The organism is Arthrobacter sp. efr-133-TYG-118, assembly GCF_030209755.1.
GTDB lineage: Bacteria > Actinomycetota > Actinomycetes > Actinomycetales > Micrococcaceae > Arthrobacter.
In genome coordinates, this window is record NZ_JARVRH010000043.1 from 39,945 (window position 1) to 54,607 (window position 14,663).

Here is a 14,663-nt window from a genome sequence, read left to right on the forward strand (position 1 = left end):
ATGACAACCGCAATTCTCAAGAAGCCCACTGAGCCCACAGCTGCCCGCAAGCCTAACCGCAGTTTCGTCCACGGACTTATCACCAACAAGAAGGCCCTGGTGGGCATGATCGTGATGCTCGTGTTCATCGCGCTTGCGTTGCTGGCCCCCGTGCTGTTCCCCGGAGACCCATCGCGGATCACCGCGATGGCCTCGCTGGAACCGTCTCCCGAGCACTGGCTCGGCACCACGGCCAAAGGTCAGGACGTACTAGCCCTGACTGTCCATGGCTCCCGCAGTTCCCTGTTCGTCGGGTTGATTGTGGGCTTCGGATCCACCTTCATCGGCATTTTGGTGGGCCTGGCGTCGGCATACTTCGGCAAATTCATTGACGAAGCACTGTCCCTGGTGACCAACGTCTTCCTGCTCCTGCCCGGACTCCCGCTCCTTGTCATCCTGGCCGCCTTCCTTCCGCCCGGGCTGGGCACCGTGATCCTGGTGCTCGTGGTCACCGGCTGGGCCGGGTCGGCACGTGTATTGCGCTCCCAGGCGTTGTCCATCCGCTCAAAGGACTTCGTGGCCGCGGCCGTGGTGTCCGGCGAACGGGCGGGCCGGATCATGTTCCGGGAAATCCTCCCGAACATGGCATCGATCGTCATGGGAACCCTGCTCGGCTGCGTGATTTACGGTATCGGCGCCCAGGCAGGCCTGGAGTTCCTTGGCCTGGGTGACGTGAGCACCGTTTCCTGGGGGAACAACCTCTTCTGGGCCGGCAACGAGGGCGCCCTCCTGACCGGCAGCTGGTGGGTCTTCGTTCCCTCGGGTGTCTGCATCGCGCTGGTCGCGTTCGCACTGGCGCTCATCAACTATGCCGTGGACGAGGTCACTAATCCGCGGCTGCGGAAGATCAAAACCCCAAAGAATACCGAAAGGAGCGCCGCCAAGTGACAGTCTCCCAAGTTTCCTTCGGCTCCCATGAGCCCGTCCTGGACGTCAAGAACCTCAGCGTCAAGTACATCGGCGACACCCGCTCCACCACCGCCGTCGACCGTGTTTCCTTCAGCATCGGCACCGGTGAGGTGTTCGGGCTGGCGGGCGAGTCCGGCTGTGGAAAGTCCACCATCGCCAACTCGATCATGCGCCTCCTGAAGGATCCCGCGAAGATCGCCGGCGGCAGCATCTCCTTCGGCGGCAAGGATGTCCTGGCCATGAGCCCGGAGGAACTGCGGCGGTTCCGCTGGCAGGACGTCGCTATGGTCTTCCAATCGGCCATGAACTCGCTCAACCCGGTGCTCACCATCGGCGAGCAGATCGTGGACATCTTCACCACACACGCCGGCCACTCCCGCAAGGAATCCCTCCGACGCGCGGGCCAGCTGCTGGAACTTGTCAGGATCGACCCCGCTCGACTCAAGTCCTACCCGCACCAGCTTTCGGGCGGCATGCGCCAGCGTGCGGTTATCGCGATGGCCGTAGCGCTCAAGCCGTCGCTGCTGATCCTCGACGAACCCACCACGGCCCTGGACGTGGTGGTCCAGCAAGAAATCATGGCCCAAATCAAGGAACTCCAACGCGAACTGGGATTCTCCGTCCTCTTCATCACCCACGACATGTCCCTCATGGTGGAGCTCTCGCACCGCATGGCCGTGATGTACGGAGGCCGGATCGTGGAGACCGCGAAAGCCCAGGACGTCTACGCCAACCCCCGCCACCCCTACACTCAGGCCCTCATGGGTGCGTTCCCACCGCTCACCGGTCCGCGGGTTCCGCTGACCGGACTGCCCGACGGCGTGAAGTTCCGGAACATCCCCGACCTCACCGAAGCAGCACCCGGCCATTTCGTGGCACCTGTCAGTGCCGACGCTTCAGCGGTTGACACCGCCATCATGGAAGGAGCCGCACGATGAGCCCCGCTGTGCTGTCATCCCGGCGCCCCTCCGCCGACACAGAAGCTGCGGCCCTCGAGGTCCGCGGACTAGGAAAGTCTTTCCCTCTAGGTGGTTTGTTCTCCCGGGAGTCGGTCCGGGCCCTGCACGGCGTTGACCTGGCCATTGGCCGCGGAGAAATCGTGGCCCTCGTGGGGGAGTCCGGGTCGGGTAAGAGCACCCTGGCCCGCTGCGTTGCCCGGCTGGAACGACCGAGCGCCGGGGAGATCCTGATCGACGGCGTCGACGTCCTCAAGCGCGACCGCTTCCAGGCATCGCGCGCCTTCCGCTCCCAACTGCAGATGGTCTTTCAGGATCCCTTCGGCTCGCTGAATCCTGCCCACAGGGTGGAGCATTTCCTGCGGAGGTCGCTGGCGATCCACCGGAAGGGCGGCAGCTCCGAGACAGAGACACGGCAGCGACTCGAGGAGCTTATGACTACCGTAGGCCTGCAGGCCGACATGCTGAACTCCTACCCGCACGAGCTCTCTGGCGGGCAGCGCCAGCGAGTCGCGATCGCCCGGGCCTTGGCTGTGGAACCACAGGTCATCCTCGCTGACGAACCCACCTCCATGCTGGATGTTTCGGTCCGCATCGGTGTTCTGAACCTGATGCGCAAACTCCGCGATGAGCAGGGAATCTCCATGCTCTACATCACACACGACCTCGCTTCGGCCCGATACCTCGCGGATCGGACGGCAGTGATGTTCGCCGGTGAGCTCGTTGAAGAGGGCGAGTCCTTGGACCTCCTGGCCAATGCGGCCCACCCGTACACGCAACTGCTGGTCTCAGCCGTCCCGGATCCGGCCAGGGCGGGCTCCTACGATCCCGTCCGCCGGGCCGAGCTGCGGCAGGCTGTGATGGCTTCGACCAGCTGCGCTTTCGACGGCGACCCAAACCAGGCCTGCTCGGCCGAGGAACCCGTTCGCCACGGTGTGGGCGACCCCGAAAACCGCCACTGGGTGCGCTGCCACCTCTACCGCCCGCAGGCTGGAGCCGGCGGCCACGCCCTGGCAACTGAACCTACCGATAACAAGGCCTCCGCATGACTGAATCGACGCACCCACTCGGCACCGTTCCCCAGGACGAACTGATTGCCCGCGCCGATGCGGACCCCCTTCGGCCGCGCTTCCATTTCGTGTCCCCGGCCGGTTGGCTGAACGACCCCAACGGCGTGAGCCAGTGGAACGGCACCTATCACCTCTTCTACCAGTACAACCCCGAAGGCGCCTTCCACCACCGCATCCAGTGGGGCCACGCCACCAGCACCGACCTCGTCCGCTGGACGGACCAGCCGGTGGCACTGGAACCTTCCGCAGGTCCGGACGCCGACGGCTGCTGGTCGGGGGTGTTGGTGAACGACGGCGGAACACCCACCTTGGTGTACTCGGGACGGCTGGGCGAGCAGGAGTTGCCCTGCGTTGCCGTCGGATCCGCAGACCTCCTGAGCTGGAGCAAAATTCCTCAGAACCCGGTCATCGCAGCTCCACCGGCCGGCGTGGACATCACGGCGTATCGTGATCACTGCGTCTGGCGCGAGGGTTCCATCTGGCGGCAGTTGGTGGGATCGGGCATCCGTGGGCGCGGCGGAACTGCGTTCCTGTACGAGTCCCGCGACCTGCGCTCCTGGGAATACGTCGGGCCCCTGTTCATCGGCGACGCCTCCCAGGGCGATCCTGCCGATACCGACTGGACCGGGACCATGTGGGAATGCGTTGACCTGTTTCGGGCAGGCGGGGGCTCGTTGGGTACGGTTCCTACTTCTGGCGACGCGCCCGACGTGCTGGTCTTTTCCGCATGGGACAACGGCGACACCAGACACCCGCTGTACTGGACCGGCCGCTATTCGGAAAACACCTTCGAGCCGACCGGGCTGCATCGGCTCGACTACGGAGGACGGTTCTTCTACGCGCCACAGTCCTTCCAGGATCAGTCCGGCCGACGCATCATGTTTGGCTGGCTTCAGGAAGGCCGCAGCAATGCCGCGATGATCGAGGCCGGGTGGTCGGGCGTCATGAGTTTGCCGCGCGTCACCACCCTGGCCGACGACGGATCCCTGGTGTTCGCGCCCGTGCCTGAAATCGAGAAGCTGCGCCGGGACCACGTCGGCCTGCCGGTACAGGAATTGGTGCCCGGGGCACCTATGACGACCGGGGTGTCCAGCAACCAACTGGACCTCGAACTGGATGTGCAGCTCGAGCCTGGTGCCGTGCTGCGGCTGGGCTTGCTGGGATCAGCTGACGATGGCGTCTCCGGCAGTTCCAAGGAGGAAACAGTGATCGAGCTGCGCCGGACCACGGAAGGCGGCAGCCAAGGCACACTCCGCCTCGACCGTACTCAGAGCAGCCTCGATCCAACCGTTGATGTCGACGACAAGGCCGGACCACTCCCGATGCCCGACGGCCGGGTGCACCTGCGCGTCCTGGTGGACCGGTCCGCCGTCGAAATTTTCGCCAACGGCAAGCCGCTCACCGCCCGCGTTTACCCGACCCTGGCCGGCGAGCACGTGAGTCTGACCGCCGAAGGTACCGTGAGGCTGCTCTCTTTCGATGCCTGGACCATGGCTGAGATCTTTGGAGGAGCTCGGAACCTCTTCCCCTAGCTCAGGATCCGACCTCTCCCGCCTTTGGGCCAGCTGTTCGGCGCCGTCGGTAGTGTTCGTAGGCCCCTGATGAGCATTTGAGCGATGCAAAGGCCCATAGGAATCCAGCGTTCATGAGCCGGTGGTTCTTGACGAATCGTCGGCCGACGTAGGTCTTTTTCCCGGAGGCCCGCGTAATTGGGGCTGAGCCCGCATAGGCCTTCAGGGCTCGGGCGTTGATGAATCGGTTGGAGGGTAACCTGACACGGCGTCGGCTCCGTTCTGCAAGTTTTCGTTGAGCTCCGGAGGACGCATCCCGGCGTCCCACGGCATAGAAATGAGATGGTGCCGGGCACCCAATTTTCATTAGGGGCAGGAAGACCCCGCGCCGGGCACAGCAGCCGCTGCCTGTGACCGGCACGGTCACCCGATCGTTCCCAAGTGCAGAGCGACTGGAGCCTGAAAAGTCCGGTTGCATGCCGCACGAAAGCGTTTCTGGTCATGGCGTCAGGGGTCCGGCAGGGTTTAGCCCTTTAGGAGTACGCCCACGGTCAGCAGTGCGTTCGCGAACCGCCGCGAATCGCCAGTCACGACGCACAAGGCAAGGTTCTGTGACCTGGCGAGTTCATAGAATTCGAGTCGGTCAACGAACTCCGTTTCGGTGCCTTCGGGCATTAGGACATCAATCTCTGCATGAACGAGGCACGGAGTTGCGTCTTCGGCGGGGGTGATCCGCGTCAGTTTTTCGATGTGGACGGTGCCGAGGACGGCGGCCAGGACCTGGGGCACTGTTGGAAAGTCCGGCTGCAGGTTCAGGTGGACGGTTTCTGCGTTTGGTCCGACTGCGGTCGCTGCTGAATAGTGTCCGTCTGCGATGAGGACTGTTGCACCGTGGCCGGCGGCCGCCAGTGCGGAGATGATGCGTGGATGCGTCAGCTGTCCGGTGATCATGCGAAGTACTGTCCACCGTTGATGTCCACGACGGTGCCCGTGACGAAGCGCGCATGCTCGGAGGCAAGCCACAATGCCGCCCCGGCTACGTCTTCGGGAACGCCTGCCCTTCCGATCGGGATTGTCTGGACTGTGGCGGCTTTGGATTCCTCGGTGGTGAAGTTGTCGTGGAAAGGTGTCGCTTCAATGAAGCCGGGGGCGACGGCATTGACCGTGATACCGGATGACGCCAGCTCTTTTGAGAGCCCGCGGGTGAAGCCGAAGATAGCGGCTTTGGATGTGGCGTAGGCTGTCGCCCCGGCGTGTCCGCCGTTGCGTCCTGCCAGCGAGGCGATGTTGATGATGCTCCCGCCTTCGTTCATCAGGGGCAGGGCGAAGTGGGTCATCAGAAATGTGCTGTCCAGGTTGACGGCCAGAACCTGCTTCCAGAGTTTGAAATCCATGTCGCCGATGCCGGAACGCTGGATGAGGCCGCCGACATTGTTTGCCAGGATGTCCAGCCGTCCAAAGTCGCGGCCGAGGGCCTCGACGGTCTTCTGGACTTCAGCTTCGATGGTGGCATCCAGCTGCAGGGAGGTGAGGGGATAGCCCGTGTGGCGTTCCACGTCGTCGGCGAAATCCTGTCCGGGCTTGTGATTGTTGTAGGTGATTGCGATTCTGGCTCCGGCCTTGGCGAGGGCGAGGGCGATGCCTTGGCCTATGCCTGTGCCTCCGCCTGTGATCAGAGCGGTCTTTCCGCGCAGTGACTGTTCAAACACGATATTTGTTCCTTTCATGCCGGCAGGTTCTCCGGCTGTGGCTAATTGCTTTTTGCGAGTTCGGCTGCGGCGACGGCGCTGGGAGCGGCTGTGCCTTCGGGTCGGTTCCGGGCGTAGAGGAACGTTGCGATTGCCGTGATCACCAGGCAGCCGGCCAGGAAGAGCAGGCCCGCGAGGTTGCTGTGTGTGGCGTCATTGAGCAGTCCCACCGCGTAGGGAGCTACGAATCCTCCGACGTTTCCAACGGAGTTAACCAGCGCCAGTCCGGCTGCCGCGGCTGCGCCGCCCAAGGCGGCTGATGGCATGGAGAGTAGGGGTGCGGTGGCGGAGAACACGCCCATGGCGGCAATCGTCAGGAATACCAGTGCTGCGACCGGGTTGACCGGGAGGAGGAACGCGGCTCCCGTCAGCCCGAACGCTGCGATGAGCATGCTGATGCTGGCGTGGGCTGCGCGTTTGCCGGTGCGGTCCGACCGGCGGCTCCAGTAGAAGACGAAGAAAGCTGCGGCCGCGTAGGGAATGACGACGATGAAGCCGACTTGGGCGGGATCGAGTTTGCCAAGTCCTGAGACGACTGTGGGGAGCCACAATCCAAAGCCGTAGATGCCGCAGACCATACCGAAGTTCAGGAACGCGTATACGAGGGCGCGTCGGTCCTTCAGCCCGTCGAGGAAGCTGTGTGAACCGCCGCGCTGTTTCTCCGCCAGCTCGTTGGCCATGGTCGTGCTCAGCCAGTTGCGTTCGTCCGGACGGAGCCAGTGGGCCTCCTCGGGTCGGTCGGTCAACAAACGGGGGGCGATGATTCCCAGGATGACTGCAGGTATGCCTTCAACGATGTACAGCCACTGCCATCCGTGGAGTCCAAGTACCCCGTTCAGGTTCAGCAGAAGACCGGAGAGAGGGGCGCCGATGGCGTTGGAGACCGGTTGTGCGAGGATAAACAGCCCCAATACGGTGACCCGTTGTGCCGCCGGGAACCAGAGGGTGAGGTAGAAGACAACGGCTGGAAAGAAACCGGCTTCGGCAGCTCCGAGCAGGAAACGGATGACGTAAAACGTCGTCTCACCGTTGACCAGTGCCATAGCTGCGGCGCAGATCCCCCAGCTGACGAGGATCCGGGCGATCCACTTCCTCGCCCCGAACCTGTACATCCCTCCATTGCTCGGGATTTCGAACAGCGCATACCCGATGAAGAAAATACCGGCACCAAGGCCGTAGGCCGAGGCAGTCAGCCCGATGTCTGCGCTCATGGTCAGTTTGGCGAAACCGACGTTGTTCCGGTCCAAAAATGCGACGAAGTAGAGAACGCAGATCACCGGGATGATCCTGCGACGTACCTTTGCCAGGGTCCGGTCTCCAAGCTCCCCAAATGTGAGCTGGGCCGGGCGCTGCCTGGTTGAAATCAATGTCTTCATCAAGACTCCTTTGGCTTAATTCAAAGCCGCCTCGGATCATCTGGCGATCCCGCGACTGGTCGTGCTCAAGGAATAGTGTGCATCATATGCACATGTAGTGCAAGGGATGCGCAAGAATATTCCACGGCCATGGCGGGATGGCCCGATTCGCCTTGACCGTCGCCGGGCGAGAAACGTAGATTTATACGCATGTTGTGCACATGTTGCACCAAGGCGAGAGGGGTGATGCGGGATGCTCCCGGGCACAAACTTGGTGTTCGTCCTCGGCGCCCAGGGCAAAGGGCAGCGACAGGCGGCCAGACCTGGCTGGCGGGCATGCTTCAGACACTCCGAAACCCCGTGACACCGCCAACGTCAAGTGCCCTGCTGTCTAAACTGGGAAACCTGATCAACTGATAAACCGTAATTCCCGACCGACCACCAAAACACAGGATCGAGCAGAAACCATGTCGCAGACGGTAGCCCGGGCAATCCAAATTCTGGAATATTGCAGTGAACACCCGCGGACGCTTAAGGACATCGCCGCGGACCTAGGGGTTCACCGGACAACGGCATCGAGGATCCTGCAGACCATGATCGAAGCGGGGTTTGTACGGACGGACGAGCGCGGAAATTTCGGCGTCGGATTCAGACTGGCCGGTCTGGCACAGTCAGCCTTGGAACAGTTCGATCTCCGGTCGGTCGTACACCCCCACATTGTCCGGCTCAGCGAACAGCTAGGGCACACCGTTCAGTTCGCTGTGCCGGAAGCAAACCGCATTGTCTACGTCGATAAGGTCGAACCCGAACAATCCATCAGCCTGAACACAAGAATCGGCGGATTCGTAGTGATCCACACAGCCGGGGTTAGTAAGGCCATTCTCGCGTTCATCGATGACACCCGCCGTGAAGCCATCCTGGACAACGCCACATTCGAACAACGGACGCCCAACTCCATCACTTCCAGGAGCGAATTCGTGAAACGACTTGAAACGGTACGCGCACGCGGATGGGCTGAGGACAACGGCGAGTTCGACATCGTCTCGAACTGCATCGCAGCACCCGTTTGGGATCACGCAGACCGGGTAGCAGGCGCGATCTCAATCACGACATTCCGGGAGAAGACCGGCCTGGATGAACTCCGCCGCAGCGTTCCAGACCTTCTGGCGACAACCATGTCCATATCCCTCGAGCTCGGCTGGAAGCCTAAAGGCGAGACCGTACCGCCATGGGCAAAAGCAACGGGATGACCGAACAGATATCACCGGCAGCGGATGGACCCGGCGGAAACGACTGTTAACGGCGTGGACGCAGATCGCTGTGATCGCGCCAAGCCGGGGTGCCGACGTCGTACTCGACGGTCCATTCATCGGTGTCCGGTCGCTCCATGACGACGACCGGCTCCCAGCCAGAGCCGTCCCGGCGCGCGACCTCGACACTCATGCCGTCCGGGAAAGGACCGTGCCTGGCGAGGTAATCGGCCACGATGTCCCTAAGAGTTGCCTGCGAAGGGGCCGCCCATCTGGCGCGGCGAGCATCCAGCTCTCTAGGCCGTCGCGCTCGGACCCCGCGTCATACACCTCTACGGGCTCACCCGCACCAATGTGAATAGACGTCGCCAAGCGGCACCACAATTCTCACCCCTCGGCCCGCGCAAGATACTTCCGCATCAGCTACACCTCTGGCACCAAAGGTCGTCGCCGTGAGCGCCGTCTCACGGCACGTCATGTCGCGACGTAATGCCACCCCGATGAAGAATCGTGAATGGGAAGACTTGCGGTGAATGTGGTCAAGACTTCGAACAGTCTCGCACCTCGCAGCGATTCTGCTCTACGAGCTGCGGCAACGGGCAGCGAGACCGCCGACGGCGGATACGGAGACGGCCATGACCATGTCCATCGCCAGGCTCTCCGCGCAGTCGGGTCTGAGGTACCTGTTCAAGACCACGATGATGGACGACGCCTCGCCCACTCCCCCGGACGCGACCACCTACTACATGAAAGCAGGGACACCCCAAGGGCGCTGGCTCGGCTCCGGCTTGCAAGGCATCAACCGCGCCAGCGGCGACCCAGTCACCGAAACCGATGCCAAAGCCATCTTCGACGAAACTGTCCATCCGGACACCGGCGCTCCCCTGGGCCGCCCACACGGCCAACCCACACTCGTCCAAAACAGCCAGGGACAAGCCGGCACGCGCCGCGCTGTCGCCGGATTCGACCTCACCTTCAGCGTCCCCAAATCAGTCTCCGTGCTCTGGGCACTGAGCCCACGGAGCCTCCAAGACCAGATCCTGCAGAACCACCACGACGCCGTCACCGCCACCCTGGAATGGCTCGAAGAGTCCGTCATCCACACAAGATCCGGACGCAATGGCGTTGCCCGCATCGGCACACGCGGCGCCATCGCCGCCGCCTTTGACCACTGGGAGTCGCGCGCCGGCGACCCGCAGCTGCACACGCACCTGGTCATCGCCAACCGCGTCCAGCGGATCACCGACGGCGCCTGGGTCACCCTCGACTCCCGGACCCTCTACAAGGCCGCGGTTGCTGCCAGTGAGCACTATAACGGGCTGCTCTTCGACTCCCTCCACCACCACCTCGGGACCGACACCGACATCCGCGAGCCCGCAGCCACCACCCACAACCCCAGCCCGCAGCTCACCGGGGTCCACAACACATTGATCCACGAATTCTCCCACCGCTCCCGCCTCATCGATCAGGAAACCGACCGCCTCGTAGCCACATGGACCACAGACCACGGCACTTCCCCAACGGCGACAACCACCATCAAACTCCGCCAGCAGGCAACTCTCAACACACGAACCCCCAAAACCGAAACCATCGCGCCCCTGCACCAACTCTCCGCACAGTGGCAGGCGCGCGCGGCAGCCAAGGGCTTCGACCCCCGCCTAGTTCTTGCCAACACCGTCCGGCGGTCACGCACGGCCCCTTTCCGCTCGTGCGACTTCACCGCCGAGTGGGTGGACGCCGTCGCGTCGCTCACCCGGGAGCGGGTCGCCACCAAGCGCGCCACCTGGAATCGCTGGAACCTCCTCGCCGAGGCCGAACGGGTCTGCGCCGCGATCCGCTGCCACACACCGGAGGATCGCAACGCCGTGATCGACGCCGTCGCCACCGCCGCCGAAACCCAATCCGTCCCGCTCAACGACTACCGCTACGGCGTCCCCGCGGACGCGCAGCCCGATCTCCGGCTCGGCAAGCGGAGCGTCTTCGACTTCCACGGGTCCCGCCTCTACACCGACACCACCACCCTCGCGTGCGAGGAGACCGTCATGGAAGCAAGGAACGACGCCGGCGGCCCCGCCATCCGGCCAATGGTCGCCATGGATGAACTCGCCGGCTACCAGCACCACGGCAAATTCGGGCTGCACGACGACCAGCGGGCCGCCGCTGCAGAGATCCTGCTAAGCGGAAACCGGCTCGACGCCGTCGTCGGACCCGCCGGTACAGGCAAGACCACCGCCCTCGGTGCAATCAAGGCAGCCTGGGAAGCAGAATTCGGGCCCGGCAGCGTAGTCGGATTGGCGCCCGCGGCGGCGAGCGCCGAGGTTCTCGGGCGGGAGCTGTCCATGGTCGCGGAGAACGTCGCCAAATGGCTGTACGAGTCCGCCGGTGAGGGGGCCAGTCGCCGGGCTGAGCGGTTCTTCGATGCAGAGCGGCGGCTCACCAATCCTGTGGCTAAGTCAAGCCCGCAGACCGCTCTGCTCGCACAGAAAGCCGCTTGGCTCTCCGCCGAGCAGGACCGGTGGCGGTTCCATTCGAACCAGCTGGTTGTCGTCGACGAGGCCTCGATGGTGTCTACCCTTCAGCTGTCAGCCCTGGTGCATCAGGCCAGGGATGCCGGGGCCAAGGTCCTATTGGTGGGCGATCCCGGGCAGCTGGATGCCATCGACGCCGGCGGTGTCCTCGGCTGGCTGGACCGGCAGGGCAAGACCGCGCGGCTCAGCACCATCTGGCGCTTCGAGAACGCCTGGGAGCGGGATGCCTCGTTGAAGCTCCGTGCCGGGGACGTCGCAGCCATCAGCGACTACGAGCAGCATCAACGGATCCGGCATGGAACCTATCTGGACATGGTCGGTCAGGCATATCTGCAGTGGCAGTCCGACATCCGTGGGGGAAGGTCGTCCATCCTTATTGCCGCCGACAACGACACCGTCAGCATGCTCAACGAACGAGCCCAGGCGGACCGCGTGATCCAGGGTCTTGTAGACGCCGAACAGAAAGTACTCCTGGGGGACACGCTGTGTGCCGGGCGCGGTGACACGGTCATCGCTCGCCGCAACGACCGCACCGTTGCCGACAGCAACGGTGACTTCATCCGCAACGGCACGCTGCTCAACGTCGTGCGTGCCGTCAAGCGCGACGGCTCCCTGGTGGCGGTCCGGAGGGACACCGGCGCCATCGTCACACTGCACCGCGAGTATGTCGAGTCGGCCGTGGAACTGGGATACGCGACCACTGCCCACCGCTCCCAAGGAATCACGGTCGACACCGGCCACACTGTCGTCACCCAAGGACGTCTCACACGTGAGCTTCTCTACGTCAGCATGACGCGCGGACGCGGCGCCAATTACGCGTACGTCAGCGAAAACGACCCCACCGACCACGAACCGCTGGACCCCTCCTTGCAACCGCAATGGCAGGAGATCCTCGCCGAAGTGCTCGCGGCAGAAGGCGCCGAACGAACCGCCCACGAAGTCCGCGACGCCGAACAGTCCACCGCCGCCACGCTCGACCGGCTCAGCGCCGAATACGACTACCTCGCCCAGATCGCAGCCGCCGAAGACCTGACAAGGTTCATCAAGGCGCGCACTCCGGAGATTGATGAGGTGTTGCAACAATCCCCCTCGTGGGGCGCGGCCGTCGCAGCCTGGCGCCGAGCGACCGCGGCCAGCCGGCCCGGGGCTCAGCGGATTGTCACGGCCGCTTTGGAAACAAGCGGCGGTGCAAAGGACGTCGCAGCGGTTCTGCACGCCCGGCTCGTCGACTTCTCATCCCGCATACCGGCCAGCGACCGTGCCGTCATCCCCGAACCACTTCATACCAACCGGCCCGACCTCGCTGACATGGTCAACCAAGTAACCCATAAGATCAGGCAGCGGGCCAAGCAAGTCGCGTCGGCCGCTTTGACGCAGGACACTGAATGGAAACGAAAACTCCTCCAAACGCTCCCGCCGAACGTGACGGCGACAGACACCGCCCGCCTGGTCGCCAGGGTTGCCATCTATAGGGACCGCTGGGGTATCGACGACTCACCCCTCCCTCTGGGACCTGCACCGGCAGACCACGATTGGGAACAGTCATCGCAGTACGAACACCTCAAGCGCGTTGCCGACCGGGCTTCGTCCCAAGCCAACCGGCAACAACAACCCGGTCCATGGCTGGAAGATTCGATCTCCCCACAGATCAGCCCCATTACTGTCGGTTGGCAGCTCTGACATCAAGATCACTCTGCTCCTCCGCACGGTCATGCCGTCTGCACCTTTGTCCCCCATGAAGTGGGAACAGAGCCTGACCGTATGTCAGGTGACCAAGACCACGGAGACTCCAATGACGACGACGCCAAATCGCAACCAGCCCGTCGAGGTTGACCAACAGTGGCTAACCCCGAAGGAGATCTGCGCACAGCTACAGATCCCCGAACAGACCTTCTACCAGTGGCGGGCCAAGCACATCGGGCCACACGCATACCGCATCGGCAGGCACCTGCGAATCAGGCAAAGCGACTTCGTTGCCTGGCTGTCGCTGCACGCAGAGCCGTAACCGGCCCAAAACCTGCACGCGATAAATGAGCAGGTACCCACTGCCCCTGGGAACATGGGGTCTCATCCGCACTGACCGGGCAACAGCAAGAAGCTGGCGTGCACGGGCCAGATACCGGGACCTCGACGGGCAAACGCGAAAAATCGAAGCCCGCGGACCATCCGCCGCAGCGGCACGGCGAAATCTCCAAATTAAACTGCAAAAAAGGCAGACCCAAGGCAACGCCCTCATCAGCGCAACAGACCAGATCCGCGACCTCTCAGAGGTCTATCTGGCAGAGCTGCAACGCTCGGACAAGGCATCGCGGACCAAAGACAAGTACGCCTTCAGCGTCAAGAAGTACATTCTGCCTGGAATCGGCTCTGTCCGCATTGGAGAGACGACACCAGGCGTCGTGGATCACTTCATTCGAAATGTTGTCGACGCGGCCGGCCCGGCTACGGCCCGCACTTGCGGGGCCGTGTTGTCGTCGATGTTCAAAATTGCGCTGCGCCACGACGCTGTGAGCATCAATCCGGTCCTAGGAATCTCCATCCCGAGAAGTCGGGCGGCAAAGCCTCAAGCTCTGGATCCGGAACAGTTTCTGGATCTGAGGACCAAGCTCATTGCCTGGGAACAGGGATCGGTGCTTGGCCGCACGAGGTCCCAGGAACTCCACCAAATCGCCGACGTCCTCATCACCACAGGCCTACGCCCAGGCGAACTGTTCGCACTCTCCTGGCCTGATGTCGACCTCGACGCAGATCCGCCGACCGTCCATGTCCACGCCACAGTCATCCGTACTTCCACCGGGGGTGTCACCATTCAAGACCACCCAAAATCCGAGCACGGATTCCGCTACGTGACCATACCGCCAAATCTCGCCGAGTCGCTTCGAAGGCGACAGCTCAGGCAACGCAGCAACGCCACTGGGAATCCCTTGGACTTGGTCTTTCCCTCATCCACAGGAACGGTGTGCGATCCGAACAATGTCGGCAAGACCTGGCGCAAAGCGGCAGACGAAATCGGATACTCGTGGGTGACGTTCAAAACGTTCCGCAAGGCCAACGCGACTCTCATCGCACGGACCATGGGCGCCGAAACGGCCGCCTACCAGGCAGGGCACTCCAAGGTGTCAATGACCCGAAAGCACTACGTCGAGGAATACAAAGAAGCGATCGACACACGGGCCGTGCTCGGCGCCTTTGACGCAGCCAACGGGGGACCAGGAGCGCCTGGCAAGACCGGTCTCCAAATCTGATTTAGGTGAGTTAAAGGTGAGTCCGGAGCCAAAAAGTTCAAATGGCTCTGAC

At 63.1% G+C, this 14,663-nt stretch carries 12 protein-coding genes and 1 pseudogene; 8 read left to right on the forward strand and 5 right to left on the reverse strand.

What is annotated here, in order from left to right:
• The 4 genes from QRN59_RS24100 to QRN59_RS24115 are packed head-to-tail and all read left to right on the forward strand — an operon-like array spanning window position 1 to window position 4,506.
• Entirely contained in the window at window positions 1-927 is a 927-nt protein-coding gene (locus QRN59_RS24100) for an ABC transporter permease (RefSeq protein WP_284984953.1), read from the forward strand.
• Window positions 924-1,886: an ABC transporter ATP-binding protein gene (locus tag QRN59_RS24105; protein ID WP_284984955.1), complete on the forward strand. Its 963-nt coding sequence runs from the start codon at window positions 924-926 to the stop codon at window positions 1,884-1,886. The genes QRN59_RS24100 and QRN59_RS24105 overlap by 4 nt, the downstream gene beginning before the upstream one ends.
• On the forward strand, window positions 1,883-2,953 hold the full coding sequence (locus QRN59_RS24110; protein WP_284984957.1) for an ATP-binding cassette domain-containing protein: 1,071 nt from the start codon (window positions 1,883-1,885) through the stop codon (window positions 2,951-2,953). Before QRN59_RS24105 ends, QRN59_RS24110 begins: the two co-directional genes overlap by 4 nt.
• The gene (locus QRN59_RS24115) at window positions 2,950-4,506 is read left to right on the forward strand and encodes a glycoside hydrolase family 32 protein (protein WP_284984958.1); all 1,557 of its coding nucleotides are present in this window, start codon (window positions 2,950-2,952) and stop codon (window positions 4,504-4,506) included. Before QRN59_RS24110 ends, QRN59_RS24115 begins: the two co-directional genes overlap by 4 nt.
• Before the next feature lie 28 nt (window positions 4,507-4,534).
• Here the strand turns inward: QRN59_RS24115 and QRN59_RS24120 are convergent.
• The 4 genes and pseudogenes from QRN59_RS24120 to QRN59_RS24135 form a co-directional block, all read right to left on the reverse strand.
• Window positions 4,535-4,735 (reverse strand): annotated as a pseudogene (locus QRN59_RS24120) (transposase); the annotation flags it as partial.
• A 275-nt stretch (window positions 4,736-5,010) separates the two neighbouring features.
• A complete protein-coding gene (locus QRN59_RS24125) occupies window positions 5,011-5,436 on the reverse strand; it encodes an RbsD/FucU domain-containing protein (RefSeq protein WP_284984959.1) in 426 nt (141 codons plus the stop codon).
• Window positions 5,433-6,194 carry an SDR family NAD(P)-dependent oxidoreductase gene (locus QRN59_RS24130; RefSeq protein WP_284984960.1) on the reverse strand — a complete coding sequence of 254 codons (762 nt, stop codon included), beginning with the start codon at window positions 6,192-6,194 and terminating at the stop codon, window positions 5,433-5,435. Before QRN59_RS24130 ends, QRN59_RS24125 begins: the two co-directional genes overlap by 4 nt.
• A 41-nt stretch (window positions 6,195-6,235) precedes the next feature.
• A complete protein-coding gene (locus QRN59_RS24135) occupies window positions 6,236-7,609 on the reverse strand; it encodes an MFS transporter (protein WP_284984961.1) in 1,374 nt (457 codons plus the stop codon).
• A 446-nt stretch (window positions 7,610-8,055) separates the two neighbouring features.
• Here QRN59_RS24135 and QRN59_RS24140 point away from each other — a divergent pair, with 446 nt between their 5' ends.
• Window positions 8,056-8,838 (forward strand): IclR family transcriptional regulator, encoded by a 783-nt coding sequence (locus QRN59_RS24140; protein WP_284984962.1) that lies wholly within the window; start codon window positions 8,056-8,058, stop codon window positions 8,836-8,838.
• A 46-nt stretch (window positions 8,839-8,884) separates the two neighbouring features.
• Here QRN59_RS24140 and QRN59_RS24145 read toward each other — a convergent pair whose 3' ends face one another.
• Window positions 8,885-9,073, reverse strand: a complete 189-nt coding sequence (locus tag QRN59_RS24145) for a hypothetical protein (protein ID WP_284984963.1) — start codon at window positions 9,071-9,073, stop codon at window positions 8,885-8,887.
• Window positions 9,074-9,473: 400 nt separating this feature from the next.
• Here QRN59_RS24145 and mobF point away from each other — a divergent pair, with 400 nt between their 5' ends.
• The 3 genes from mobF (at window position 9,474) to QRN59_RS24160 (ending at window position 14,611) form a co-directional block, all read left to right on the forward strand.
• Window positions 9,474-13,046, forward strand: a complete 3,573-nt coding sequence (mobF, locus tag QRN59_RS24150) for a MobF family relaxase (protein WP_284984964.1) — start codon at window positions 9,474-9,476, stop codon at window positions 13,044-13,046.
• Between the two features lie 112 nt (window positions 13,047-13,158).
• A complete protein-coding gene (locus tag QRN59_RS24155; protein ID WP_234751373.1) occupies window positions 13,159-13,371 on the forward strand; it encodes a helix-turn-helix domain-containing protein in 213 nt (70 codons plus the stop codon).
• A 25-nt stretch (window positions 13,372-13,396) separates the two neighbouring features.
• Window positions 13,397-14,611 carry a site-specific integrase gene (locus tag QRN59_RS24160; RefSeq protein ID WP_284984965.1) on the forward strand — a complete coding sequence of 405 codons (1,215 nt, stop codon included), beginning with the start codon at window positions 13,397-13,399 and terminating at the stop codon, window positions 14,609-14,611.
• The last annotated feature ends 52 nt before the right edge of the window (window positions 14,612-14,663 follow it).

Bases quoted from the DNA above. Each gene is read 5' to 3' on its own strand.
- QRN59_RS24100 (WP_284984953.1), top strand. From the start codon at position 1: ATGACAACCGCAATTCTCAAGAAGCCCACTGAGCCCACAGCTGCCCGC.
- QRN59_RS24115 (WP_284984958.1), top strand. From the start codon at position 2,950: ATGACTGAATCGACGCACCCACTCGGCACCGTTCCCCAGGACGAACTG.
- QRN59_RS24160 (WP_284984965.1), top strand. From the start codon at position 13,397: ATGAGCAGGTACCCACTGCCCCTGGGAACATGGGGTCTCATCCGCACT.
- QRN59_RS24140 (WP_284984962.1), top strand. From the start codon at position 8,056: ATGTCGCAGACGGTAGCCCGGGCAATCCAAATTCTGGAATATTGCAGT.
- mobF (WP_284984964.1), top strand. From the start codon at position 9,474: ATGACCATGTCCATCGCCAGGCTCTCCGCGCAGTCGGGTCTGAGGTAC.
- QRN59_RS24110 (WP_284984957.1), top strand. From the start codon at position 1,883: ATGAGCCCCGCTGTGCTGTCATCCCGGCGCCCCTCCGCCGACACAGAA.
- QRN59_RS24125 (WP_284984959.1), bottom strand. From the start codon at position 5,436: ATGATCACCGGACAGCTGACGCATCCACGCATCATCTCCGCACTGGCG.
- QRN59_RS24155 (WP_234751373.1), top strand. From the start codon at position 13,159: ATGACGACGACGCCAAATCGCAACCAGCCCGTCGAGGTTGACCAACAG.
- QRN59_RS24135 (WP_284984961.1), bottom strand. From the start codon at position 7,609: ATGAAGACATTGATTTCAACCAGGCAGCGCCCGGCCCAGCTCACATTT.